The following is a 24506-nucleotide window of genomic DNA, read 5'->3' as shown; positions in this document are numbered from 1 at the left end:
CCCCTTTACGTCAGTTCTCTACGTAGCACCCCCTCCCCCCTTCCGTCAGTTCGCTACGCTCGTAGCCACCTCCCCTTTCAGGGGAGATATAAACTACTTGCGAAACGCAATTCTTAAAATCACCACTAACCCATATATGCTCCCTGAAAGGGAGCTGGCATCGCCAAAGGCGATGACTGAGGGTTGGCGTAAAAAGCACTAAGGAGTGATCCTCATGGAATTTGACAGACTTCTCTCCGCTGCTGCGGATTACGGTTTCCCCATGCTCGTCAGCTCGTATCTTCTGGTCCGTATGGAAGGCAGAATAGAAAAGCTGAGTGCTAATATCGACACCTTAACCCGTGTATCTGCTGCGGATTACGGTTTCCCCATGCTCGTCAGCTCGTATCTTTTGGTCCGTATGGAAGGCAGAATTGAAAAGCTGAGTGCCAATATCGACACCTTAACCCGTGTGCTGCAGGAAAGACTTGTGATGCAATTTCCATATGTACAGCAGTAAACAGTATATACAAGCAAAAATATACTAAGAACTAATCATATGGTACATGGGCTGTCGTACACAAAGTACGGCAGCCCATCTTTATAGAAAAGGAAAATAATATGCGCTATAAAATAATCACCTATACTCTCTTTCTTCTCTTTGCACTTGGTCTTATCGGCATAGCCTCCATCGTCAGCGCACAGGCGAGGCCTGGCAGCACCTATACAGCACATGTGGTACGCATTATAGACGCTGACACCATCCATGTACGCGATACAACAGGCGAAGCACACCGCATCCGCCTTGCTATGATAGATGCACCGGGAAGAGAGCAACCCTTTGGCACAGAAGCAACAAAAAAATTAAGCGAACTGTTACGCCAAGGCACAGTCCGCTTGAAAGTTAAGTGTATTGATAAGTATAACCGTGAAGTTGCTTTTGTATATTGCGAAGGAAAGGACGTGAGCGCCGAAATGCTGAAGGAAGGCATGGCACTGCATTACCACATGAACTTCGATAAATGCGAAATGTATGATAAATTTGAGGCAGCAGCAAAGCGCTGCCGCCAAGGCTTATGGTCACAGGAAAAAATTGAAAAGCCTTGGGATTTTAGAAGAAAACATCGGAAGGAGAATGAATAATGTTTATTAGAACTTTTACAGCACCTAATTGGCCATCTGACTTTGCTGTTTCAAATCATTCACTGGGAGATAATTGCACGGAAGAAAATTATTATGATAACCATTGGGATTATATGAACCGTTTGCCGGATTACATCAACAGCGATACAATTACTAATCTGGTATATGATGTTGGTGATTGGTATTTTTCTGCTGATGGCAAATACAAAGATTATTATTATGTGATGGCTTTCGTTAACTGGTCTAAGGCACCAGTCATTCTTTCGATGCACCAGACGGAAGAAGAAGCACAGGAACAAATTAAACTTTTGGCAATAGAACTCAACAGTAAATAATAAAATGCTCCGCTTACCCTAAAAAAAGAGTAAGCGGAGCATTTTTATTGTTGAAAAAAGGATATTTTAAGAAATAAAATATATCAAGCAGTCTGCAAAAGTTGCTGCATCTGTGCTAGGAGTTTAGACATGAATCTCTCATACTTGGTTAATTGTTTGTTTCACTTCTATTGTACCAAGTTTTGATGCTTTACGCATTTTTTATCTTCTGAAATATGCAGAGCAAGTGGACAGATCATGATCTGGTGGAGTACTGTATTCGCGAGAATTATCTCAGCAATACTGGCATTATTGTTGACAAAATTAAGTTAAGTAACTACCCAACCAATTATTTATCTGCCTTATTACTCAGATAAATTATATGATAAACGCAAGCAGGATAAACTATCTTCAAATTTGTCCTGCTTATTTTTTGCGTTAGGGGGGTGAATAAAACGACAAAAAAAGCCATTAGTATAGTGAGAACATAAAAACAACCGCTTAAGCACTTTTCCCAAAGCACCCAAGCGGTCATTCACAGCCTTATTCACTTCTCGTACTTAAACTCAAACACGCCAAAGCCCTTTCCCTGCGTCAGATGACTTACGTCATTCAGGCGGAACACAGCATGCTCACGCCATTTGTTAATCCCCAGAACAGTTACGCTGGCAGGCTGCACATCAACCGAAAAATTAAACGCCGCCACCTGCTGCATATCCATTCCCAGCCAACGGAAAATAATATTCTGAATCGTTCCCTTATGCGCAACAATCAGCAGATTTTCCTTATCGACATCCGCACAATGCCACAGACCGTGTACATTACGGCGATAGAACTCATTGCGCGTTTCACCGCCGGGATAGTTACGGTGATCCAGCTCCTGCTCGGAAGCAGGCTTGCAAAAATGCTTCTTGGCCTCTTCCTCAGTCATGCCGGCAGCAATGCCGTTATTCTTTTCTCTCAGGAATCGGCAATGCTCTATTTCACCCTTAAAGCCCAGCTCCTCGGCAATAATCTGCGCTGATGCGGAAGCGCGCTGCAAATCACTTGCCAGAATCCGCAGCTTGCAATTACGTCCGGCAAAATCCCTCGCCAGCTTTACAGCAGCTGCCTTTATCTGTGCCCTTCCCTTATCGGTCAGCTGTGAATCCGTCCAGCCGCCGGTCAATCTTTGCGTATGATGCGTTGCTTCACCATGCCTCACTAAGATAATCATCATTCAGCCTCCGACTATTCTTCGTTATGACTGGCATAGTTTTTGAGCAGCTCAACCTGCGTTTCCAACAGATGCAGCATATTTTTTCGATGCAGCGCCGCCTTTTTCACCTGCTCGTTATAAGCCTGTTCGGCCATAGCAGCCTTGGCATCAGCCTCAAAAATAATTTTACGGCTGCGTTCCTCTGCATCTCCCACCAGTTTACGATATTTAGTATTTGCATCCAGCATCATTCTGCCAGCTTCGCTGCGTGCGTCCTCCAACAGCTTGCTAGCCTCGCTGGCAGCACTGTTGGCACGCTTCTTGCAGACATCCTCCGTAGTAACACGCAGCTTTTCTGCATCTACCTCGGCACTGCTGCGCAGCTTATCTGCATAAGCCTTAGCCTCCTCGCGCAGCTTATTGCATTCAGCCATCGCTGCCTGCAGCATGTTATCGGTTTTGTTCTTTGTCTGATTATACAAATCCTCGGCATGCGCCATGGTATCGTCGTGCAGCTTCTGCGCCGCAGCCTTCGCTTCGCTCAGCTGCTGCTCGCACTTCACTGCCGTTTCCTTCTCCAGCAGCGCCGCCTTCTTTTCACTGGCGTTCTTCACCTCGTCAGCAGTTTCCTGCGCTACAGCCAGTGTACTCTGCATGGTAGCCTCCATCTGCTGATAATATTCCAGCTTGGAGCTGACGCGCTCGATAGTTTCCTTCTGCTCCAGGTTATCAAGATATAGGTATTCGTATTCCTTAATCAGCTTGGCAAGAAACTTGTCTACCTCTTCTACCTCATAGCCACGAAAACCCTTGGTAAAAGTTTTTTTCTTTAAATCCTCCGGATTAAGCATGGTTTATCCTCCTAGATATAACGCTTCAGCGTTACGCTGATGCGTCCTTTTTTAGTAGTGCCGCGGATTTCCTCAATCTCTACTCGTCCACGGCCGCGGAAGGAAATTACATCGCCCTCGTTCACCGGCTGTGCCGCCTTCTTGGCCTCTTTCCAGTTTACCTTGACATTCAGGCTTTTGATTTCATCCGCCATACGGCTGCGGCTTACGCCATAGCCTGCCGCTGCCACGGCATCAAGGCGCAAATCAGCGACTGTCGCGTTAATCAGCTTAACCTTTTCTTCCTTCTGCAGCAATTCCTCGCGGGGAATTTCCGTAAGCGTTACCGGCGCAGAACCAATCTGCGTCAGATTACCGGTAAGATAATTTACCAGTGATTTTTCTACTACGAACTGCGCTCCCTCGGGCACAAAAACTATATCGCCCAAGGCCTCGCGCTTGCAGCCCGTGCCCATAAACGCACCCAGAATATCGCGGTGCGACAAATCATAATAGCGCTTATCCCAGGCCGCCAGAAAATAGGCCATGCCGAAATCCGGCTGGCCGTAAAAATCATCAGCAACAAAGGCAGCCTTCACCCTTTCGGCATTACTGAAGCCGCCGTCGCTTTCCAGACGCACATTTTCATAGTTTGCCGCAATAATTTCCGCAACGTTATAGGCATGAGGATCAAGAAACTCGCTCACGCGAAACTTGCGTGATTTATTGGCTCCCTCGGCTAAATCCAGCAGCTTGGCCGCCAGCTGCTCATCACCGCCGGCTTTAAAGTAACGCAGAATTTTTTCTCTGTCTGCCATAAATTATTTCCCCTGTAATTCCTTATCTCTTTGCAGCACTGCCTGCACCGCATCATAAAAAGCACCGCGCACGCCATGGTTTTCCAAAGCATGGATACCGGCAATAGTTGTGCCGCCAGGGCTTGTTACCTGGTCGCGCAGCTGTGCCGGATGCAGGCCGCTTTCTACGCACAGCTTGCCGCTGCCTGCCATTGTCTGTGCAGCCAGCTTAATAGCCAGTGCACGCGGAAGACCGGCACGCACACCTGCGTCAGCCAGTGCATCAATAATCACAAAGCAATAGCCCGGTCCGCAGCCGGAAATAGCAGTAATCGCCTGCAATGCTTTTTCATCTACAAATTCTATTTCACCGCAGCTGCTGAAAATTGCTGCTGCAGTCTGCTTCATCGGCTCGGTTACCTCCTCATCGCAGCAGATAGCAGTCATGCCGGCGCCTGCTGCCAGCGGCGTGTTCGGCATCGTGCGGACTACCGGGAACCCCGGAGCATAGGCATGCAGCTGCTCCAGCGTAACACTGCCCATGATAGAAAGCACCCAGGCATCCTTTTTCATGGCAGCCATCAGCTCAGGCACCAGCGCCACCGGTGCCACCTGAGGCTTTACAGCAAAGATTACCAGATCAGCATCCTTCACTGCTTCCTTATTATCGGTGGTAACATTTACGCCATATGCTTCACGAAGGCTTTGCGCATGTGCCTCAGTCGGTTCACCTACAGTAATCATTTCCGGCGCAATCAGACCGCCGCCAAGAATACCTTTGATAATAGCCTTGGCCATAGCGCCGCCGCCGATAAAAGCAATTTTCTTTACTGCTATTTCTCCCATGGTTTATTTCCCCTCTCGTTATATTCGCGCTCGTCATCAGCATCTATATCTACGTTTTTCGGAGCACAGATGATAATGTTGCGTCCCAGCTTTTTCATACTGCCGCCAATGGCATAAACAGTACCGCTGACAAAGTCGGTCATACGCTTGGCAACAACATTATCTGTCTTATCATAATTAACAACTACCGTCTGATTATCACGCAGATAATCGGCAATCTTCGGGGAGTCATTGAAATCAACAGGCTCCAGCAGCACAACTGTCATCAGCTTATCAGCAATCGGCATATTAATAGTTTTGCTGCCCATCTTATCATTTTTAGCCGGTGCATCCTTTTCAGCATTTTTCTTGAAGCTCAAAACAGATTTACGTTCACGCTTAGGCTCCTCTGCAGGTGCAGCAGCAGGTGTTTCCTTGCTGCCGAAGAAACACTTCTTAGGCTTCGCAGGCTCAGGTTCATTCTTAGCAGGCTTCTCTTCAACTCCCTCTTCAATAATTTCGTCATCATCATCGTAAAGGCTTAAGGAATCCATGATTTTATCAATAATTTTCATTACGTCACCAACCTTATCTATGTCTTAAAATTTCAGACTATAATCACGCTGTCCGAACAGAGCTGTGCCTACACGCACAATATTAGCGCCCTCTTCAATCGCAACTGTGTAATCGTTGCTCATACCCATAGACAGAATATCTGCCTGCGGATACTGCTGCTTTAAGCGGGCGAACGCACGGTAGCCTGCCGCAAATACAGGTCTTGTCTGCTCAATATCCTCGCATTTTTGGGCAATAACCATCAGCCCGCGCAGACGCACATGCTTGTATTCTGGCAGCTTCGGCAGCAGCGCCAGATAATCCTCTTTATCAAGGCCGGACTTCTGCTCCTCATGGGCAATATTCAGCTGCAAAAGGATATCCTGCACCTTACCGATGCGTTCTGCCTCCTTATCAACCGCAGCCAGCAAATGCTCGCTGTCTACCGACTCAATAAAATCAAACAAGGCAACTGCCTGGCGCGCCTTATTTGTCTGCAAATGACCGATAAGATGCCAGTAGCCGTGTTTACCCAAGGCCTCCTGCTTATGCTTAGCCTCCTGCACGCGGTTTTCGCCTACGTTGGCAATGCCCAAGGCTTCGATATCTGTAATAATTTCGGGCGGATGATTTTTCGTCACCGCCACCAGCGTTACCTTATCTCCTGTGAGCAGGTCTTTATTTTTACGCTTGTCCAAAGCAGACGCTATCTGCTCCTGAACCTGCTTTAAATTATCAGCTAACAATGTATTTGCCCCCCAATTCTCAGCAAAATGATTTGTGGCAAAGATTCTGCTTTTTATTATGCTTTAAAAGCTCTTTATCCTTATATTTTAGCATACGTGTAAACCATTGTCACGAATAAAAACAACAAAGAGCTGCCGCACAAAAGTGCAGCAGCTCTCGATAATTTTATCTTCGTTATGATAGCTATTAGTATAACAGCTTGTTGGCAATAACCAGACGTTGGATTTGGTTGGTGCCTTCGTAGATTTGCATGATTTTAGCGTCACGCATCATCTTCTCTACAGGGTACTCTTTGGTGTAGCCATAGCCGCCCATTACCTGAACAGCGTCGGTGGTTACTTGCATAGCAACGTCAGCGGCATAGCATTTAGCCATAGCAGCCTCTTTGGAGAATTCCATGCCCTGGTCACGCATCCAGCAAGCCTTTTGAACCATGAGGCGAGCGGTTTCAACCTTCATAGCCATGTCAGCAAGCATGCCTTGAACCATTTGGAAGGAAGCAATCGGTTGGCCGAACTGACGGCGCTCTTTAGCATATTTAACAGCGCAATCCAGAGCAGCCTGAGCGATACCTACGGAAACAGCGCCAACGAACGGACGAGCACTGTCTAAGGTGTTCATAGCAATACGGAAGCCTTCGCCTTCGCGGCCTACGCGATAGGACTCAGGAATAACAACGTCTTGCAGAACCAGCTCGGTAGTATTGGAAGGACGGATGCCCATTTTGTTTTCTTTCTTGCCAACGGAGAAGCCCGGGGTGTCTTTCGGAACGATGAAAGCAGTCAAACCACGGATACCGCCGGTTTTACGGGTGTTAGCGAATACCAGGAAGATTTCTGCCAGACCACCGTTGGTGATGAACATTTTGGTACCGTTCAGAGTGTAGGTACCTTCTTCCTTGTTGCGTACAGCGCGGGTAGAAACGCCGCCTGCATCACTGCCTGCACCGGGCTCGGTCAGCGCGAAAGCAGCCAGACCGCCGTTGTTCAGGATATCGCAATACATTTTCTTTTGTTCGTCGGTGCCTGCCAGCAGAACAGGTACAGTTGCCAGGCTGTTAGCAGCCAAAGAGGTTGCAACACCTGCGCAGCCTTTGCCCAGCTCTTCATAAATAGTAGCAACAGAAATGCTGTCCAGGCCGGGGCCATCTAATTCTTCCGGAACAATAACGTTCAGCAAGCCCATTTCGTTAGCCTTGTCAATCAGGCCGTCACGCATATGGTTTTCTGCATCCATTTCAGCAGCATAAGGAGTAATTTCTTTTTCAACAAACTCCCTTACCATTTCCTGTAATTCTAATTGTTCCTCGTTTAATGCAAAATCCATCATATCCTCCTTGATATCAAGCGGTCTTCCGCGTCATTTCCCTTCCAAATAAACTCAGGCAAGCTCACCATTTGGCGGGTATTTCTTTAAATCTGTCGACGACAAACATTGTTGTTAAAATCGTCCCAATTAAATTCTTTTTGCTGTCAGTCATTTCAGCCTCGATAACCATCGTAGAATGTCCGGCATGCTTAATATGGCTGCGTACCGTCAATGTAGTCGGTTCATGGACACCTCTGATAAAATTCATGCTGAAATTGAGAGTTGCCACTACAGCGCCCACGCTTGCACCGGTAACACCCAGAACGGAGTCTGCCAAGGCCAACATCACTCCGCCGTGACATATGTCACGATGATTAAAATGCTTCGCCGGATCAACGTCAATGCTGACTTCAGCACTGCCACACTTTATCTCACCAATATGCACACCGAATTGAGTCATAAAATGATTATCTGTGTACATCTGGCGAATATAGGCAGGAACATCCTTGACCTGCTCCACAGCTATCATCGCCTTTCTTCGGACAGCAGAAAATATTACTGTCAATATATCTTTGATATTTTACCACAAAACAGCGCTTAACTCAACAGTTTCATGCAAAAAAATAAGCTGAAAGGAAAGTTTTAGGGATAATTTTTTCAATAATCACACTTTGGTATAAGCTTGAAACAAAATGGCTGCCGCACTTTGAGTACAGCAGCCATGCATGAAGCAAATAAATTAATCGATAATGTTTTGCTTGTAATCGTGATACAGAGTCTTGAGCTCTTCCATAGTTGCTCCCATCTCAACCTTGAGCTTGGAAGCAGTATCGTAATCGCCCTCGGCAACAGCTCTGCGGATAGCAGTGAAGATGCTCTTCTCTTCGAAGGAATCCTTAGCCAGCTTAGCGCGCAGGTTCTGGATTTTACGCCACATTGCCAGGTCGCAGTCGGTGCAGGTTTCCTGGTTGTGCAAGCGCTTCATATCGATAACAGCCTGATAATTTTCCGGAATCAGACGAGTCAGAAGCTCGGTTTTCCAACGAATCAGAGCACCCTGCATGAAGGAGTCGATGTATTCCTTCTTCAGGATATTGCCTTGGGTGAGCACGGCAACCTTTTCCGGATATTTTTCAAAGGCGCCGAGATTTTCCCAAACGGTAGCAGGCGGTTCGCCGAACAGCTTGCTGCGTTCTTCCGCAGTGAAATCTTCAAACACGTCTTCCTCAGTACGGTATTGACGGTCGGTATCCAGATAGAAGCCCTCTTCGCCGGCCTTCTTGGAAATTTCTTTTTCCAGAGCCTTCAGGTCCTTGCCGGATTCTACGCAAGCCTTAATACCGTCGAGGCAGGACAGGTAGAAGGCTGCAATGGCGATGTAGGTATTGGTGTACGGGTTTGGAGAACGCATTTCGATACGGGTAGCTTTATCGTTGTCCAGATCTCGGATCAGACCTGCAAGAATGGTTCTGTTACGGGACGGGTTATCCGGGCTCAGTCCAAGGCTGGTAACGATGCAGACAGGAGCTTCAAAGCCGGGTTTCAGACGGTTCAGAGAGTCAATGGTGCAGGAGATAAACGGATTGGTTACCTCGTAGTTTTTCAAAAGGCCCATGAGAGCGCCGTAGCCGATAGCGGACAGGAAGTCCTGATGCATATCCTTCGGCGAGAACAGGTTAACGATCTTGCCGTTTTTCATTTTTGCGGCAATGCCTACATGTGTATGCTCACCGCTGCCTGCAACGCCGGGAATCGGTTTAGCCTGGAAGGAAACCTCCAGGCCGTTCATACGGAAGATTTCCTTAACGATGATACGCGCCAGCAGCTCGTTATCTGCAGTCTGAACGCCGCTGCTGAACTTCCAGTCAACCTCCAGCTGCTCCATAACGTGAGTCATATGGCCTGCGCCGTCAATCTGACCTTTAACGCCGCCACATTCCTTATGGCCCATTTCAGGCTCCAGGCCGTACAGCTCCAAAGTCTGAATCGTCTGCTCCAATGCAGTACGCACGTTGCCGCGGGTACGCTGCCAATATTGCTCCTGCATTACCTGAGAAGAGCTCAAAGCCTCCAGCGGTGCGTCTTCACGCGGAGTTTTTACCCAAAATTCCAATTCGGTAGCACTGGTGAAGAGCAACTTTTCAATCTCAGCAGGATTTACATGCTCCAGACCGGCAATTACCGGATGCTTAGCAAACAAATCCATGATTTCTTTTTCTACATAAGCCAGAGTATCATTCAAAATAGAACGAGAATCAACATGATTGCCGTTGTGAATCAGATAGCAGGGAATGCGCAGAGTACCGATCATGCGGCCGCTTTCTGCGTCAAAATGCTCATAGTTATAATCAACAAACCAGTTAACGGTTTTATCAACCTTCATATCAACGCGGGCATCGTTCAGAGTAGCGATACCGGTCAGCACAACGGAAGAACCGTCAGTCTGTGCTGCGCTGCCTGCCAAAAAGCCATCGATATCCTCGAGGAAAATCTTCATCGGGATTTTTTCATCGGTATCATTACCGGCAAAATCCACACCCATCAGAGATACAAACTGAATCTCCGGATGCAGAGTCAGAAGCTCACGCAGAGTGCTTTCGTTTTGTTCTTCAGGTTTAATTACATACAGTAAATCTTTGTTGTTCATGATCAGTGCAGCCATAAGGCTGCCTCCTTTCTCAATACTCCCTAATTATCATGCTGCAGAAAAATGCTCCCTACATATTTTCTGCAAGATAAACGAAAAGGACCTTTTTAAGCATGGACACACTACTTCCTTACTCAAAAAAGTCCTCGTTGACTGTCTCACTATTATAGCAGATATTAAGTGCTTTTGTCCAGCTTTAATTTCTGAGGATAAGATATCATGCAAGCAGGCGGACAAGAATTTCCTCCAGCTTTTCGTAGCCACGTCCGCCCTGACGCAGCTTAATATTCATATCAGATAATCCCAGCAAAGCTTCCGTCAGACGCTTTTCATCAAAGCGCCTGCTGTCGCGCTCCAAAAATCTGTAGGCATATGGGCTGCGCATCCCCAACTCATCCATAATGCCCTTCTGGTCGTAGCCTCTGCGCTTCAGCTCCAGATAACGCAACACCTGACGCAGCTTGAAAGCTACGGTTGCACTGAGCGGCAGGATATAGGTTCCGTGCTTGCGTTCGCTCGCCAACAGCTCCAGGCACTGCTTCAGCTTGCCTGCCATAATATAATTGGTCAGTGCAAAGGAGGAAGCATTGGGCAGCAGTGCAAAAACATTCAGCACATCCTCTTCCGTCCATTCTCTGCGTCCTGCGGCATAAATTGCCAGCTTACCGATTTCCTGCTGCAGCAAATCCAAGGGAATTTCTTCCTTTACCGGCTCAATATATTCGCTGATAGCCGCCAGCGCATCTCTGGTAAAATGCGCGCCGTATGCTGCTGCCTGCGCATACAGCCAGTCATCAAGCTCTCTTTCCTTAATGCGCTCGCACGGACAAATCAGCGCACTTGCTTTAAGCTGCTTATACAGCTTGGTCCGCTTATCCATTTTCTTACTGCTGATTACAAGCAGGCAATAATCCGGTACGTCGCTGACAATCGCCGCCAGCTGCTCCATTTTCTTGGAATCGGTATCATCCTGAGCATCAGCAGTGCTGTTTGCTTTGGCAGGCTTTGCTGCCCACAGCTTTTCGTCCTTCAGGAAAATCAGCGATTTGCCGCAGAAGAAGGGATAGCTGTTGACGGCCGCCTGCAGTCCCGATAAATTGGTGTCCTTGTCAAAAACCGTTATTTCGCGGTCAGCCTCCGGTGTATCACCAAAAACATATTCCGGCAGCGCGGCAATAATGCTGTTGCGGTAGTAATCCTCCTCGCCGCACAAAAGCAGTACCTGCGCCTGCGGCAGTGGTTTATGCTGTTGTAATTTGGCAAGCAATTCTTCTGCTTTAATGTCCATGAGTATATTCGCACTCCTAAAAAACATTTTTATGATATACATAACTATAGCATTTTATTCCCTCTGCGTCAAAAACAACTTTAATGCACCCCAGCTCATCCGTTCTGACAACATTGCTTCCTATTGCCTGCAAACGCTCCAGCGTTTCCTGATGCGGATGGCCGTAGCGGTTGCCGCGCCCGCAGGAAATCACCGTCAGCCTCGGGCGCACCTGCTCCAGAAATTCCATACTGCTGCTGTAATGCGAACCGTGGTGTCCTGCCTTCAGCACAGTGTATTGCTGCAGCTGCAGCCCTCGCTCGCGTTCTTCCCCCATGTCACCTGTAAACAGCACGCTGCCCTGCGCGCTATGCAGCGCCGCCAACGTGCTGGCTTCGTTACCCGGCACAGCCTGCTGCGGTACATCAACTAAAACAAGCTCCGCAGCAGCGTCCAACGCATAGCGTTCACCGCTCTGCACCACATGCACCTGCGTCCTGCCGGCCTGTGCCAAAATTTCCTGCCGTACCCTTTTGCTTTCCTCCGTCAGTGCTTCGTTAGGCAGGAGCAGCTTTTTTACCCGCAGCTGTCGCAATAAATCCGCCGCAGCACCCACATGGTCAAAATCATAATGGCTTAAAAGCAGGATATCCGCCTCACGCTTGCCAAGATAGCGCAAAAACGGAGTAATTACGCGCGTTGCAGTCGAAAGATTTTTTAAGCCGCCGGTATCAATAATTGCCACCCGCTGCGACGGCGTGACGATAACAGCGCAGTCCCCCTGCCCAACGTCCAGAAAATAGCAGGCTAACGGCAGCGTGCAATACTGCTGATAAGCAAGCGTCCCGGCAAGCAGCAAGGCATGCAAAAGCAGGATACAGCGACGCTCCCTATTACTCCAAAATTGCAGCCAAGGAAAATCTGCCCACACAAAGAGCGCTGCATAATAGATTACAAAGCAATAAGCAGGCAGCTTGCCGATAACTACAGTGCTGTACGGCAATTCAGCAAAAAAACGCGCCTGCGTCAGCACCTGCGCCGCAAGCCAGGCAGCAAGCTGCAACAGATAATCACCGCACACGGGCAGCAGTGCGCCCACGAGTGCCATCTGCGCGGCAATTTCCAACACCGGCACCAGCACGATATTGCTTACCAGGGCAATCAGCGAAATTTGGTGAAAATAATAAACCTCCAGCGGCAGTACAGCCAGCTGTGCTGCCAACGAAACTGCTGCCGCTTCGCCTATCGGCGCAGGCAAAGCCTGCGGCAGCAGCCTTTGACATGCAGGCAACAGCCACAAAAGTCCGGCCGCCGCCCCGAACGATAACTGAAAACCGATATCGGCCAGCCATAACGGCTGCAGGCACAACAGCAGTGCCGCCACCAAACACAGCAAGCGCCCGCGCTCCGCACCGCTGCCGCCAAGCAGCAGAACGCTGCTCATAGCCAGTGCTCGCAGCACCGGAGGGCGCAAGCCGCAAAGCAGCGCATAGGCAATCAGCAAAGTGATAACAATAAACTTGCGCCATGGCAGCGGCACCCACTGCAGCAAAGCAAGCAGCAGGCCTGTGAGCAGCACAATATGCGTGCCCGAAACAGAAAGAAGATGTGCCAGCCCGTTATCCGTAAACAGCTCGCGTGTTTCTTCATCCAGCCTGCCGCTGCCGCCAAGCACCATGCCGCTCAGCAGCGCCCCATATTCAGCGCCGGCTGCTGCCTCTATGCGTTCGCTCAGCTTTTTGTTCCACAAAGCAAAACGCTGCCACCACAAAACCTGCGGTTCTATCTTTAGCAGCTGCGCCTTGCGCAAACGTCCGCCCAGCTCCTGCACTCTGTTATAGCTTGCAACGTCAAAGCCTCCGGGGTTACGCAGGCTGTCCAAGCGCTCCAACGTACCTTTGAGTACCACACAGCCTGCCTGCGGCAGCTCGCCCTTAACGCTCACACGCAAACGACAGCTGTAAGCAAGCTCCGTATCGCTATAAACCTTTTGACAACGTAGAATCGCACTGCTAAAACCTTCCTGCCGGTGCACGCTCAAAGGTTCCACCGCGCCCTGCACAACCAGCTGCCGCCCGAAGCAGGCAGCAAGCTGCTGTTCAGCGGACGATAGCACGGTTAGCAGGCGAAAGGATAATATACAAAGCAGCATGACCGGTAAAAATAAGCGTAGATAACGTATTTTCTGCTGCACTAGTCTACCTCCACATAATCACGCAGCTTCGCCAGCTTAGCCTTGCCGATTCCCGGCACACGCAGTAAATCCTCCACGCTGGCAAAACGCCCTCTGCTTCTTGTTTCCACAATGCGCTTCGCCAACGCCGGACCGATACCGGGAAGCTGCTGCAGCTCACCGGCGCTTGCGCTGTTGATGCGCACGCTCTGCATTATGCTGTTGTTTCTGCCTGAGCCTGCTTTAACACTGCCGGATTTTCCTGACGCACTCTCACCTAAACCGGACTTTGCCTGAGCGCTTTTCCTCTGCGTTCTGCTTGTCCGTTCAGCCTTCTTCACAGGTACTCGTATCTGCATACCGTCGCGCACCTTGCGTACCAGGTTGACGCGTTCGCTGTCGGCATTTTCCGTCAGACCGCCGGCAGCAGCAATGGCCTCTTCCACTCTGCAGCTGGCAGGCAGGTCGTATACGCCTGGTTCCAATACTGCGCCGCTCACCTGCACGCGTACTGTTTTTGCCTGCGCTGCTTTGGATGTGACAGCACCTTGCGCGGACTGCAATAAACTGCTGCCTGCAAGCGGTTTTTCTTTGTCGTTGCTGCTTATAAGGCCGGTGATGATGCAGCCTGTGAGGAGAATGGTGATGAAGATTAGTTTTTTAGATTTTGCTTGCATGGGGATACCTCCTTATGGTGTTGGTAAAAATATTGCGTATGACTTCGATACTCAACCCTTCCGTCTGCTCGCTAAAGCTCGCAGCCACCTCCCCTTTCAGGGGAGATATAACAGGCTAGATTTAAAATTACAGTTCGCAATTACGACCAACCTCTATATGCTCCCTGAAAGGGAGCTGGCAAAATCACGCAGTGATTTTGACTGAGGGTTGTGCTTGCGACAAACTGGGTCTTAGCGTCAAGAGAGCTAGGGCGATGACTGAGGGTTGTCACCAAAAAAACAAAAAGAGCCCCCAAGAATAACAATTACGTTATTCTCAGAGACTCTGAAAATGTAAGCGTTATTTAGTACTACTAAATAATGTCATTGCTGACATGCACTGCTTATTTTTTTGTCCGCGCTACAGTCTGCGGGAACTGCCTGCTGCAGGACAGCTGTAACTGCGGTGGTCGCAGTTAGTTATTAGTGGTTAGTGGCCAGTAATACTAAAGCTCGCGACAAATTTTATTTTCCCCCTCTTCTTGCTCCCTGTTCGGTCGCAACGGGGATTCGTTCCACCTTTTCGATTTCTAACTTCGCTTACGCTCGTTACAAATCGGGTGTCACTTCGCTACGATGTTTACCAGACGGCCGGGTACGCAGATAACCTTGCGTACGGTTGCATCGCCGATGTGAGCCTGAACGTTAGCGTCAGCCATAGCAATCTTCTCCAGCTCTTCTTTGGTAGCTTCAGCCGGAACAGTCAGACGACCGCGAACCTTGCCGTTAACCTGCAGAACGATTTCTACATTGTCAACCTTCAGGGCTTCTTCATCGCACTCAGGCCAGCTTTGTTCATGTACGCTGCTGTTGGCATCAATAGCACCGCGCCACAGCTCTTCGGTGATATGCGGAACAAACGGGCTCATCATCTTAATGAGGTCGGAAATTGCTTCGTAAATCAGACCTGCATTCGGCTCTTTGGCAGCTTCTTTATAAGCATAGAGAGCGTTAACCAGTTCCATCATAGTGGAAATAGCAGTGTTGAAGTTGAAGCGGGTTTCGATATCGTTGGTAACCTTCTTAATGCTGCTATGCAGTACACGGCGCAGGTCCTTGTCTGCTTCGCTCAGGTTGCTGTGATCGTATTCGGTAACCTTTTGTGCCAGAACAGCTTCAAATGCTTGTACGATACGCCAGATACGGTTCAGGAAGCGGAAGGAGCCTTCAACGCCCTGGTCGCTCCACTCCAGCTCTCTTTCAGGCGGAGCAGCAAAGAGGATGAACAGACGCGCAGTATCTGCACCATATTTGGAAAGGATTTCTTCCGGAGAAACAACGTTGCCCAGAGATTTACTCATCTTAGCACCGTCTTTGATTACCATGCCCTGAGTCAGCAGGTTGCTGAACGGTTCATCATAATCAACCAGGCCTGCGTCACGCAGAACCTTTACAAAGAAGCGGGAATACAGCAGATGCAGAATAGCATGCTCAATACCGCCGATATATTGGTCTACAGGACCCCAATAGTTGTTGAGCTCCTTGTCAAACGGCATCTTGTCGTTGTGTGCGTCGGTATAACGCAGATAATACCAGGAGGAGCACAGGAAGGTGTCCATGGTATCGGTTTCACGGGTTGCGTCAGCACCGCATTTCGGGCATTTGCAGTGAACGAATTCTTCGGAGGTTGCCAGCGGAGATTTAGCACCGGCAGTGAAGCTTACGTCCTCAGGCAGGCGAACCGGCAGCTGGTCTTCCGGAACCAGAACCTCGCCACAGTGCGGGCAGTAAATGATAGGAATCGGAGCGCCCCAATAACGCTGACGGCTGATCAGCCAATCGCGCAGACGATAGTTTACACGGCGTTTACCGAAGCCTTCAGCTTCAGCCTTGTCCATGATAGCGCTCATAGCCTTGTGCATTTCCATGCCGGTGAATTCGCCGGAGTTAACCAGCATGCCTTCTTTTTCTTCGTAAGCGCAGGTCATTTCTTCCAGCTTCAGCTCTTTGCCAACCGGGCAGATGGTAACAATCTTTTCAATACCGTATTTGTCGGCAAACATCCAGTCACGTTGGTCACCGGTAGGAACGCCCATTACAGCGCCGGTGCCGTAATCATACAGTACATAGTTGGTTACCCAGATTTCTACCTTGCGGCCGGTGAACGGGTTAATGCAGTACACGCCGGTGAATACGCCCTCTTTTTCTGATTCGCTGGAGGTACGTTCAATTTCGGACTGATTGCGTACACGCTCGCAGAAAGCGTTGATTTCGTCAGCCTTCGGATTGTTTTCGCAAATCTTTTTAATCAGCGGATGCTCGGCAGCCAGAGCCATGAAGGTTACGCCGTAAGCAGTATCCGGACGGGTGGTGTAAACAGCAACAGTATCATTCAGTGCAGGAATTTCAAAGGAGAATTCCAAGCCTTCGCTGCGGCCGATCCAGTTGTGCTGCATGGTTTTTACGCGCTCGGGCCAGCCCGGCAGCAGGTCAAGATCCTTCAGCAGCTCATCAGCATAATCGGTGATTTTGAAGAACCATTGGCTCAGATCCTTTTTAACAACCTCATGGTCGCAGCGCCAGCATTTGCCGTCGATAACCTGCTCGTTAGCCAATACGGTGTTACAGGTGTCGCACCAGTTTACGGCAGATTCCTTTTTAACTGCCAGACCGCGTTTGTAGAACAGCTCAAAGAACCATTGAGTCCATTTGTAATAATCTTCCTTACAGGTGGTAACCTCGCGGTCCCAATCGTAGGACAGACCGAGAGCCTTCAGCTGACGAGTCATGTTGGCAATATTTTCCAGAGTCCATTTTTTAGGCGGAATGTTGTGTTTGATAGCAGCGTTTTCAGCAGGCATACCAAAGGAGTCCCAGCCCATCGGATGCAGAACGTTGAAGCCCTTCATGGTGCGGAAACGTGCGATTACGTCGCCGATGGAATAGTTACGAACATGGCCCATGTGCAGGTTGCCGGACGGATAGGGGAACATTTCCAGAACGTAGGATTTAGGCTTATCCTTATCCATCTCTACTTTAAAGGTTTTGTTTTCTTCCCAGTATTTTTGCCATTTAGCTTCAATATCATGGGGAGCATACTTTTCTTGAATCATTTCATTACCTCCCAGGTATTATTGTTGGTCGAAAATAAAAAATCCCCGACCTTAAAGAAGGTCAGGGACGAAAAATTCGCGGTACCACCCTGATTGCGGCTACAGCCGCCACTCAATTAGCCTTAACGCAGCATCACGTCCGCACATTTCCTTGCGGCTTCTTCACGGTGAGTTCATCTGCCCTAACTGCCGGCTCGCATCAACCGCCGACTTTCTGAAAGATACTGCAGATTACTGCTCCGCTTCACAGAATTTGAATAAAAATATCTTGTATATTATATAACGCCAAACAGGAAAAGTCAAACTTCTGTGTCAGCGTTTATTTTTTCTTTTTCTTCGGCACCAGCTTCTGCCCCAGCTGTCCCTTGACAATAATCAGCTGGTCACGCAGCTCGGCCGCCGCCTCGAAGTCCAGCGCCTTCGCCGCTTCCTGCATCCGCCTTTCCAGCTCGCGGGCCAGCGTGTTCAGCTCCTTCGTTGATTTCTGCTTTAGCTTCTTGCTGCTGCCATAGGACGTTGCCTCCTCGGTGTCTGCCACCTTCGTCAGCTTAATCAGCTGGCGCTGCTCCTTATAAATCGTCTTAGGAGTAATATGGTGTTCCTCGTTGTACGCCTGCTGTTTTTCGCGGCGGCGGTTGGTTTCGTCAATCGCGCGCTGCATACTGTCGGTAATACGGTCGGCATACATAATAACGCGACCGTGCGCATTACGCGCAGCACGTCCGATGGTCTGAATCATCGCCGTATCACTGCGCAAAAAGCCTTCCTTGTCTGCATCTAGAATTGCAATCAGCGACACCTCCGGCAAATCAAGGCCTTCACGCAGCAGGTTGATGCCTACCAGCACATCAAACTTACCGGCACGCAGGCTGTCAATAATTTCCGCTCTTTCAATCGTGGCGATTTCCGAATGCAGATAGCGCACACGCACACCTGCCTGCTTCAGATATTCTGTCAGATCCTCTGCCATGCGCTTCGTCAGTGTAGTCACCAGCACACGCTCGCCCGCGGCGGCAACCTTATTGATCTCGCCCAGTAAATCATCAATCTGTCCCTTAATCGGGCGGATTTCAATCTGCGGGTCCAGCAGGCCTGTCGGGCGGATAATCTGCTCAACTACATTGTCTGCCTGCTCCAGCTCATACTTCGCCGGCGTAGCAGAAACATAAATCGCCTGCTTGATCTGCGCCTGAAATTCGTCAAAGGTCAGTGGTCTGTTATCATAGGCCGAAGGCAGACGGAAGCCATGCTCCACCAACATCTCCTTACGCGAGCGGTCACCGGCATACATAGCGCGAATCTGCGGCAGCGTTACGTGCGACTCATCCACCACAAGTAAAAAATCCTTAGGAAAATAATTTACCAGCGTAAACGGCGGCTCACCGGCCTTACGTCCTGCCAGATGGCGCGAATAGTTTTCGATGCCGGAGCAGTAGCCCATCTCCTGCATCATCTCCAAATCGTAATTCGTGCGCTGCTCCAGACGCTGTGCCTCCAGCAGCCTGCCATGCTTATTCAGCTCATCAAGACGCTCGTCCAGCTCCTCGCGGATATCATTCATAGCGCGTTCAAGATTCTCACGACTCGTAACATAGTGACTCGCCGGGAAAATTGCTACATGATTGCGCTGCGCCAGAATCTCACCCGTCAGCACATCAAATTCCACAATGCGGTCAACCTCATCATCGAACATTTCAATGCGCACTGCCTTTTCACCGTAGGCCGCCGGGATAACCTCAATCACATCACCGCGCACACGGAAGGTGCCACGCTTAAAATCAATATCATTACGATTATATTGAATCTCCACCAGCTTATGCAAAATCTTCTGGCGGTCGATAATCTGCCCTAGGCGCAGCGACAGCACCATATCATAATACTCCTGCGGCGCACCTAAGCCATAAATGCAGGAAACACTGGCTACGATAATAACATCCTTGCGTTCAAACAAAGCGCTGGTCGCACTATGGCGCAGCTTATCAATCTCGTCGTTAATCGAAGCATCCTTCTCAATATACGTATCCGACTGGGGAATATAGGCCTCCGGCTGATAATAATCGTAATATGAAACAAAATATTCCACCGCATTCTCCGGGAAGAAAGCCTTCAGCTCACTCGCCAGCTGTGCCGCCAGCGTCTTATTATGCGCAATTACCAACGTCGGCTTGCGCACCTTATTGATTACCTGCGCAATCGTATACGTCTTGCCCGTACCCGTTGCACCCAGCAGCACCTGCGTGCGCAGGCCCTGCTCCACGCCCTCCGCCAGCTTGGCAATCGCCTGCGGTTGGTCGCCAGCAGGCTCAAACGGAGCCTGAATTTTAAAATCCATGTTCATCACCAACTAAAAAACAAACCGTAAAAATTAAGTATAAAACAAGCAATTGCTATATCGTGTAATGAATAGCAATTTTAGCAAATAAGTGTCTGGAACCACAGAAGGGGCGCAATGTCTGAGCACTATGCCTAATTTTTATAGTAGCATTTGTCAGCATAGCGCGAGTTTTGCGCCGCTTCGTCTTGAATCCACACGAAATTTGCGTTAAAAAATTGCTCTGATTGAAACGATATACAATTGCGCTGCCAGAATTAAACCTTTACACATCCAGCTCAACACTTACCTTGCAATGGTCGCTGTCAACAAGCAATTGCTATATCGTGTAATGAATAGCAATTTTAGCAAGTGAGTGTCTGGAACCACAGAAACAAGGGTACGTAACATTCTGTTACCGTCTGGCAAATTTTACCGAAGTTTCGTCTTGAATCCACACGAAATTTGCGTTAAAAAATTGCTCTGATTGAAACGATATACAATTGCGCTGCCAGAATTAAACCTTTACACATCCAGCTCAACACTTACCTTGCAATGGTCGCTGTCAACAAGCAATTGCTATATCGTGTAATGAATAGCAATTTTAGCAAGTGAGTGTCTGGAACCACAGAAACAAGGGTACGTAACATTCTGTTACCGTCTGGCAAATTTTACCGAAGTTTCGTCTTGAATCCACACGAAATTTGCGTTAAAAAATTGCTCTGATTGAAACGATATACAATTGCGATGCCAGAATCAACCTTCACACATCCAGCTCAACACTTACCGGACAATGGTCGCTGCCGAAAACCTCATTGTGAATCTCCGCGCTCTGCAGCTTAGCCGCAATCCTGTCCGACACCACAAAATAATCAATACGCCAACCCGCATTCTTCTCACGCGCCTTAAAGCGATAGCTCCACCAGCTGTACTTAACCTCCTCCGGATGCAGATAACGGAAGCTGTCCGTAAAACCTGCAGCCTTCAGCTCACGGAACTTAGCACGCTCCTCATCCGTAAAGCCTGCATTCCTGCGGTTAGTCTTAGGATTCTTCAAATCAATCTCCTCAGCCGCCACATTCAGATCACCGCAGACAACAACAGGCTTCTTCGCATCCAGCTCCTGCAGATAAGCACGGAACACATCCTCCCACACCATGCGGTAATCAAGACGCGCCAGGCCATCCTTGGAATTAGGCGTATACACCGTCACCAGATAAAAGCTCTCAAACTCCAGCGTAATCACACGCCCTTCCTTATCGTGCTCCTCCTGGCCCAGGCCATAGGTAACAGCCAAAGGCTTAACCCTCGTAAAAACAGCAGTACCGCTATAGCCCTTGCGCTCCGCACTGTTCCAATACTCCTCATAGCCTGGGAATACAAAATCCGCCTGCTCGCGCTGCATCTTCGTTTCCTGCAGACAAATAATATCCGGTGCTGCCTCCTGCAAAAATTCGGCAAAGCCCTTCGTCATGCAGGCACGCAAACCATTAACATTCCAGGAATATAATTTCATAAGTTCAACCTCTTTTCCGTAAATTTATCTGCCACCGCAACGGCAAAATCACCGTGCGATTTTTATACTCTATTTGATTATTGTAACATTCAACGACCAAAAATAAAAGAGCTGCCCTCAGCACAGCCTCGTCATCACCGATGACAAATGCGCACGGCAGCCCTTAAATTTTAGAATTTGATTTGCGACGGCTCGTAATCAACCGTTGTCTTGATGAAAGCAATCTCATTGCAATACGGATACTGCGGACAATACACGCATTCCTTCCATACCTTCTGCGGCAGCTTATCCTTCGCAGTTTCAATATAATCGCACTTGGCAAAAAATCCCGGCTGATAGGTCAGAGTGAAAAACATCGTCACTCCGCGCTCAATGCCCTCCTTTTCCAAATGCTCCACCAGCTGACGGCCTATGCCTGTTTTCTGCAGGCTTGGTTCCACAGCCAGCGAGCGGATTTCCGCAAAGCGGTCCCAGACGAAATGCAGCGCGCCGCAGCCCAGCAGACGGTTGTTTTCCACCGCTAAAATATAATCGCGCAGATTCTCGTAAATCGCATTGCGCGCACGCGGCAGCATCAAACCTTCTTTTGCATAATAATTCAGCAATTTGTGTATATGTTCTACATCGCTGAAAGTTGCCGGTCTAAAAACAATCATTTTTCAAACCCCCTCATTTATATTACCTATATCAGTTTATCAAGCGTAACTGATTTTCTATATATTATCACGAATTACAGCTGAGTACAAGAATAAAAATACAAAAAAAGGAATTAACCAGTGTAATTAAATACTGATTAATTCCTTTATAAAATATGTTTACATTCTTTCCTTCAGCATATCTGCCGCAGCACACAAAGCCACAATAATCGCAGCCGGTCTCGGCGGGCATCCGGGCACAGCAATATCAACCGGCACCACGTCAGCCGCACTGCCGACAACAGCATAGGTACTGCCGTAAGTTTCGCCGCCGCAGGCACAGGCACCGCAGGCCATAACCATTTTCGGTTCAGGCATTGCAGCATAGGTCATACGCAGCGCCTGCTCCAGGTTACGCGTAACAACGCCGGTCACCATCAGCATATCCGCATGCCGCGGAGAAGCAACGAAAGCGATACCGTAACGGTGCAAGTCATAAACAGGGTTACTCATCGCACCCAGCTCAAAATCGCAGGCATTGCAGCTGCCAGCGTCAAGATGACGTACATGCAGAGAGCGTCCCAGTTTTGCCGTAACAGCCTCGCTGACCTCCACGGCACTGTCAGCCAGAATCTGCGCCAAAGCATCATGGTTCGTGTGCACCAGCGCCTTACGCGCGCAGGCCTCTACACAGCGACCGCAAAAAACGCACTTACTGTAATCTATTTTTGCTTTACCATCAGCCACGCTCACAGCACCGACCGGGCAGGCAGCGGCACAGGCACCGCAGCCGTCGCAGCTGCCATCGCACTGCAGCTGACCGCGCAGACGCTTGTGGCCCGTAGTATCAATATTTTCGGTAGCAATCTTTCCGTGAAGAATTGCCTCCAGCATTTTTAACATCTTGCCACCTCCTTAGCGGTCTATGCAGGCATAGCATAACTCAAAGCTCTTATTTATTAACGGGAAGTCTGGAATGATGTCGCCCTGTACTGCCACAGTCAGCGCCGGCCAGTTAGGATAGGAGGCACTGCGCACAAACAGGCGGTCTATGCGCCCTTCCTTATCCAGCAGCAGGCAGTGCAGATTATCACCGCGGGCAGATTCGCTGATGCCCCAGGTAAAATGACCTTCCTCCTGCTGCAGCTCGCCCAGCTCTACCGCCAGCTGCGTTTCCGCATTGCGGCGCAGCTTGCTGATAAGCTGACGCACCAGCTTCAGGCTCTGGGCAACCTCACCTATACGCACCTTGATACGTGCTTCGACATCACCCGCTGTTTCCGTAATAACCTCAAAATCAAGCTCATCATAAATACCGTAGAAAAAACAAGCCCATTAAAAAACCCGTAGCCGATATCCTTGCGGCTGTCACGGGTACTGCCGCTGGCACGCGCACCTACGCCTACCATAGCCAGATCAAAGGCAGTTTCCTGACGTACTCTGCCGGTGGTACGGATACGGTTGACGAAGTTCGCCTGCTCCCACATGATATGTACCATATCGGCATAAACAGCTTCTACCTCACGCAGAACCTCTTCGATTTCCTCCAGCATAGCGTCGGTAACATCGTACTGCACACCGCCGGGGATAATCAGACCGCGCAGGAAGCGGTTGCCTGCCAGCATTTCGTTAAGCTGCATCAAGTATTCCTTCAGACGTGTGCCCATGCTGATTACAGGCGAGAAGCCGACACCGGCGCAAATATTGCCAGTATCGCCCACATGGTTATACAAGCGCTCCATCTCCGCAGCCAAGGTACGGATTAACCACGCACGGTAAGGCACCTCTGCCTCCGAGCATTTTTCTACCGCCTGACAGAAGCTTAGCGTATTCGCTACACTGCAGGCACCGCAAATGCGTTCTACAATCGGCAGTGCCTCCATCGGTGTCAATCCTTCGACAGCCTTTTCAATACCACGGTGGGTAAAAAACAGCTTGGCATCCAGCTGCAGCATAGCCTCGCCGGCCTGACTGAAGCGGAAATGACCGGGCTCGATGATGCCTGCGTGGATAGGACCTACAGGAACCTCAAAGAGGCCTTCGCCCTGCGAGGTAAGCATTTCATATTCACGGTGTCCGCGTGCATCGTAATCCTTGGGATATTTTTTCAGCAGCGGATGAAAGCCTTCGGGAAAGCTTTCATGCAGCACCAGCGGACGCATATCGGGATGTCCCTGCGGCTCGAAGCCGAACATATCGTGCAGCTCGCGCTCATACCAGGCAGCAGCCGGCAGCAGCGTAGTCAGTGACTGATATTCCAGCGGACCGTCCGCGGGGAACGGAGCCTTCAAAACATCGATATCGCGTTTTTCAGCATTATAGAACAGGCAGTAGATGGCCAGACCGCCGCCCTGCAGCGTTTCGTCTGCACCGAACATAGCAGCCAGCTGACGCTTGCCGCTGTCGCTGCAGATATTGGCAGCACCACGCAAATTTTCCGGTTTAACTAGCATTATCTCAGCCTCCTATAATCCGCACAGCCTGGTTCAGCA

Annotated in this window: 23 protein-coding genes and 1 other annotated feature; of the genes, 4 read left to right on the top strand and 19 right to left on the bottom strand. The window is 49.3% G+C overall.

Annotated elements, in window-relative coordinates:
- Window positions 1-214: 214 nt before the first annotated feature.
- From BN587_RS09595 to BN587_RS09585, 3 genes are all read left to right on the top strand, one after another.
- Window positions 215-499, top strand: a complete 285-nt coding sequence (locus tag BN587_RS09595; protein ID WP_021720906.1) for a YvrJ family protein — start codon at window positions 215-217, stop codon at window positions 497-499.
- 101 nt (window positions 500-600) lie between these two features.
- Complete coding sequence (locus BN587_RS09590) at window positions 601-1122, top strand: thermonuclease family protein (RefSeq protein WP_021720905.1); 522 nt, start codon at window positions 601-603, stop codon at window positions 1120-1122.
- The gene (locus BN587_RS09585) at window positions 1122-1457 is read left to right on the top strand and encodes a hypothetical protein (protein ID WP_021720904.1); all 336 of its coding nucleotides are present in this window, start codon (window positions 1122-1124) and stop codon (window positions 1455-1457) included. Before BN587_RS09590 ends, BN587_RS09585 begins: the two co-directional genes overlap by 1 nt.
- A 526-nt stretch (window positions 1458-1983) precedes the next feature.
- Here BN587_RS09585 and BN587_RS09580 read toward each other — a convergent pair.
- From BN587_RS09580 to BN587_RS09525, 12 genes are all read right to left on the bottom strand, one after another.
- The gene (locus BN587_RS09580) at window positions 1984-2655 is read right to left on the bottom strand and encodes a histidine phosphatase family protein (protein WP_303684958.1); all 672 of its coding nucleotides are present in this window, start codon (window positions 2653-2655) and stop codon (window positions 1984-1986) included.
- Window positions 2656-2666: 11 nt separating this feature from the next.
- Window positions 2667-3485 carry a DivIVA domain-containing protein gene (locus BN587_RS11510; RefSeq protein WP_021720902.1) on the bottom strand — a complete coding sequence of 273 codons (819 nt, stop codon included), beginning with the start codon at window positions 3483-3485 and terminating at the stop codon, window positions 2667-2669.
- A gap of 11 nt (window positions 3486-3496) precedes the next feature.
- Complete coding sequence (locus tag BN587_RS09570; RefSeq protein ID WP_021720901.1) at window positions 3497-4282, bottom strand: RNA-binding protein; 786 nt, start codon at window positions 4280-4282, stop codon at window positions 3497-3499.
- Between the two features lie 3 nt (window positions 4283-4285).
- On the bottom strand, window positions 4286-5107 hold the full coding sequence (gene proC, locus BN587_RS09565; RefSeq protein ID WP_021720900.1) for a pyrroline-5-carboxylate reductase: 822 nt from the start codon (window positions 5105-5107) through the stop codon (window positions 4286-4288).
- Entirely contained in the window at window positions 5095-5661 is a 567-nt protein-coding gene (locus tag BN587_RS11505) for a cell division protein SepF (RefSeq protein ID WP_021720899.1), read from the bottom strand. The genes proC and BN587_RS11505 overlap by 13 nt, the downstream gene beginning before the upstream one ends.
- Window positions 5662-5685: 24 nt before the next feature.
- Complete coding sequence (locus tag BN587_RS09555) at window positions 5686-6387, bottom strand: YggS family pyridoxal phosphate-dependent enzyme (protein ID WP_021720898.1); 702 nt, start codon at window positions 6385-6387, stop codon at window positions 5686-5688.
- A gap of 187 nt (window positions 6388-6574) precedes the next feature.
- Complete coding sequence (locus tag BN587_RS09550; protein WP_021720897.1) at window positions 6575-7714, bottom strand: acyl-CoA dehydrogenase family protein; 1140 nt, start codon at window positions 7712-7714, stop codon at window positions 6575-6577.
- Window positions 7715-7778: 64 nt separating this feature from the next.
- Window positions 7779-8156, bottom strand: a complete 378-nt coding sequence (locus tag BN587_RS09545; protein ID WP_303684956.1) for a PaaI family thioesterase — start codon at window positions 8154-8156, stop codon at window positions 7779-7781.
- Window positions 8157-8435: 279 nt separating this feature from the next.
- Window positions 8436-10358: a glutamate--ammonia ligase catalytic domain protein gene (locus BN587_RS09540; RefSeq protein WP_021720895.1), complete on the bottom strand. Its 1923-nt coding sequence runs from the start codon at window positions 10356-10358 to the stop codon at window positions 8436-8438.
- 202 nt (window positions 10359-10560) lie between these two features.
- A complete protein-coding gene (gene holA / locus BN587_RS09535; protein WP_021720894.1) occupies window positions 10561-11631 on the bottom strand; it encodes a DNA polymerase III subunit delta in 1071 nt (356 codons plus the stop codon).
- Window positions 11632-11647: 16 nt separating this feature from the next.
- Complete coding sequence (locus BN587_RS09530) at window positions 11648-13804, bottom strand: DNA internalization-related competence protein ComEC/Rec2 (protein WP_021720893.1); 2157 nt, start codon at window positions 13802-13804, stop codon at window positions 11648-11650.
- The gene (locus BN587_RS09525; protein WP_021720892.1) at window positions 13804-14460 is read right to left on the bottom strand and encodes a helix-hairpin-helix domain-containing protein; all 657 of its coding nucleotides are present in this window, start codon (window positions 14458-14460) and stop codon (window positions 13804-13806) included. The genes BN587_RS09530 and BN587_RS09525 overlap by 1 nt, the downstream gene beginning before the upstream one ends.
- Between BN587_RS09525 and BN587_RS09520 the strand changes: the two genes are divergently transcribed.
- Entirely contained in the window at window positions 14429-14665 is a 237-nt protein-coding gene (locus BN587_RS09520; protein ID WP_303684955.1) for a hypothetical protein, read from the top strand. The two genes, BN587_RS09525 and BN587_RS09520, sit on opposite strands and share 32 nt — an antisense overlap.
- Before the next feature lie 397 nt (window positions 14666-15062).
- Here BN587_RS09520 and leuS read toward each other — a convergent pair whose 3' ends face one another.
- The 7 genes from leuS to BN587_RS09490 form a co-directional block, all read right to left on the bottom strand.
- Entirely contained in the window at window positions 15063-17552 is a 2490-nt protein-coding gene (gene leuS, locus BN587_RS09515) for a leucine--tRNA ligase (RefSeq protein WP_021720891.1), read from the bottom strand.
- 60 nt (window positions 17553-17612) lie between these two features.
- Window positions 17613-17809: a binding site (T-box leader), on the bottom strand.
- Window positions 17810-17871: 62 nt separating this feature from the next.
- Window positions 17872-19884 (bottom strand): excinuclease ABC subunit UvrB, encoded by a 2013-nt coding sequence (gene uvrB, locus BN587_RS09510; RefSeq protein ID WP_303680502.1) that lies wholly within the window; start codon window positions 19882-19884, stop codon window positions 17872-17874.
- Between the two features lie 742 nt (window positions 19885-20626).
- A complete protein-coding gene (locus tag BN587_RS09505) occupies window positions 20627-21379 on the bottom strand; it encodes an exodeoxyribonuclease III (protein WP_021720889.1) in 753 nt (250 codons plus the stop codon).
- Window positions 21380-21549: 170 nt separating this feature from the next.
- The gene (locus BN587_RS09500; RefSeq protein ID WP_044484792.1) at window positions 21550-22032 is read right to left on the bottom strand and encodes an N-acetyltransferase; all 483 of its coding nucleotides are present in this window, start codon (window positions 22030-22032) and stop codon (window positions 21550-21552) included.
- Between the two features lie 162 nt (window positions 22033-22194).
- Complete coding sequence (gene nuoB / locus BN587_RS09495) at window positions 22195-22917, bottom strand: NADH-quinone oxidoreductase subunit NuoB (protein ID WP_021720888.1); 723 nt, start codon at window positions 22915-22917, stop codon at window positions 22195-22197.
- A gap of 12 nt (window positions 22918-22929) precedes the next feature.
- Window positions 22930-23301: a hypothetical protein gene (locus BN587_RS12000; protein ID WP_303684959.1), complete on the bottom strand. Its 372-nt coding sequence runs from the start codon at window positions 23299-23301 to the stop codon at window positions 22930-22932.
- Window positions 23253-24467: a hydrogenase large subunit gene (locus BN587_RS09490; RefSeq protein WP_021720886.1), complete on the bottom strand. Its 1215-nt coding sequence runs from the start codon at window positions 24465-24467 to the stop codon at window positions 23253-23255. Before BN587_RS09490 ends, BN587_RS12000 begins: the two co-directional genes overlap by 49 nt.
- Window positions 24468-24506: the final 39 nt, after the last annotated feature.

Origin of the sequence: Phascolarctobacterium succinatutens CAG:287 (assembly GCF_000434895.1) — a bacterium.
In the GTDB taxonomy this organism is placed as follows: domain Bacteria; phylum Bacillota; class Negativicutes; order Acidaminococcales; family Acidaminococcaceae; genus Phascolarctobacterium_A; species Phascolarctobacterium_A succinatutens_A.
The sequence above is the reverse complement of the archived record's forward strand: the minus strand, read 5'-3'. Positions and strand labels throughout refer to the sequence as shown.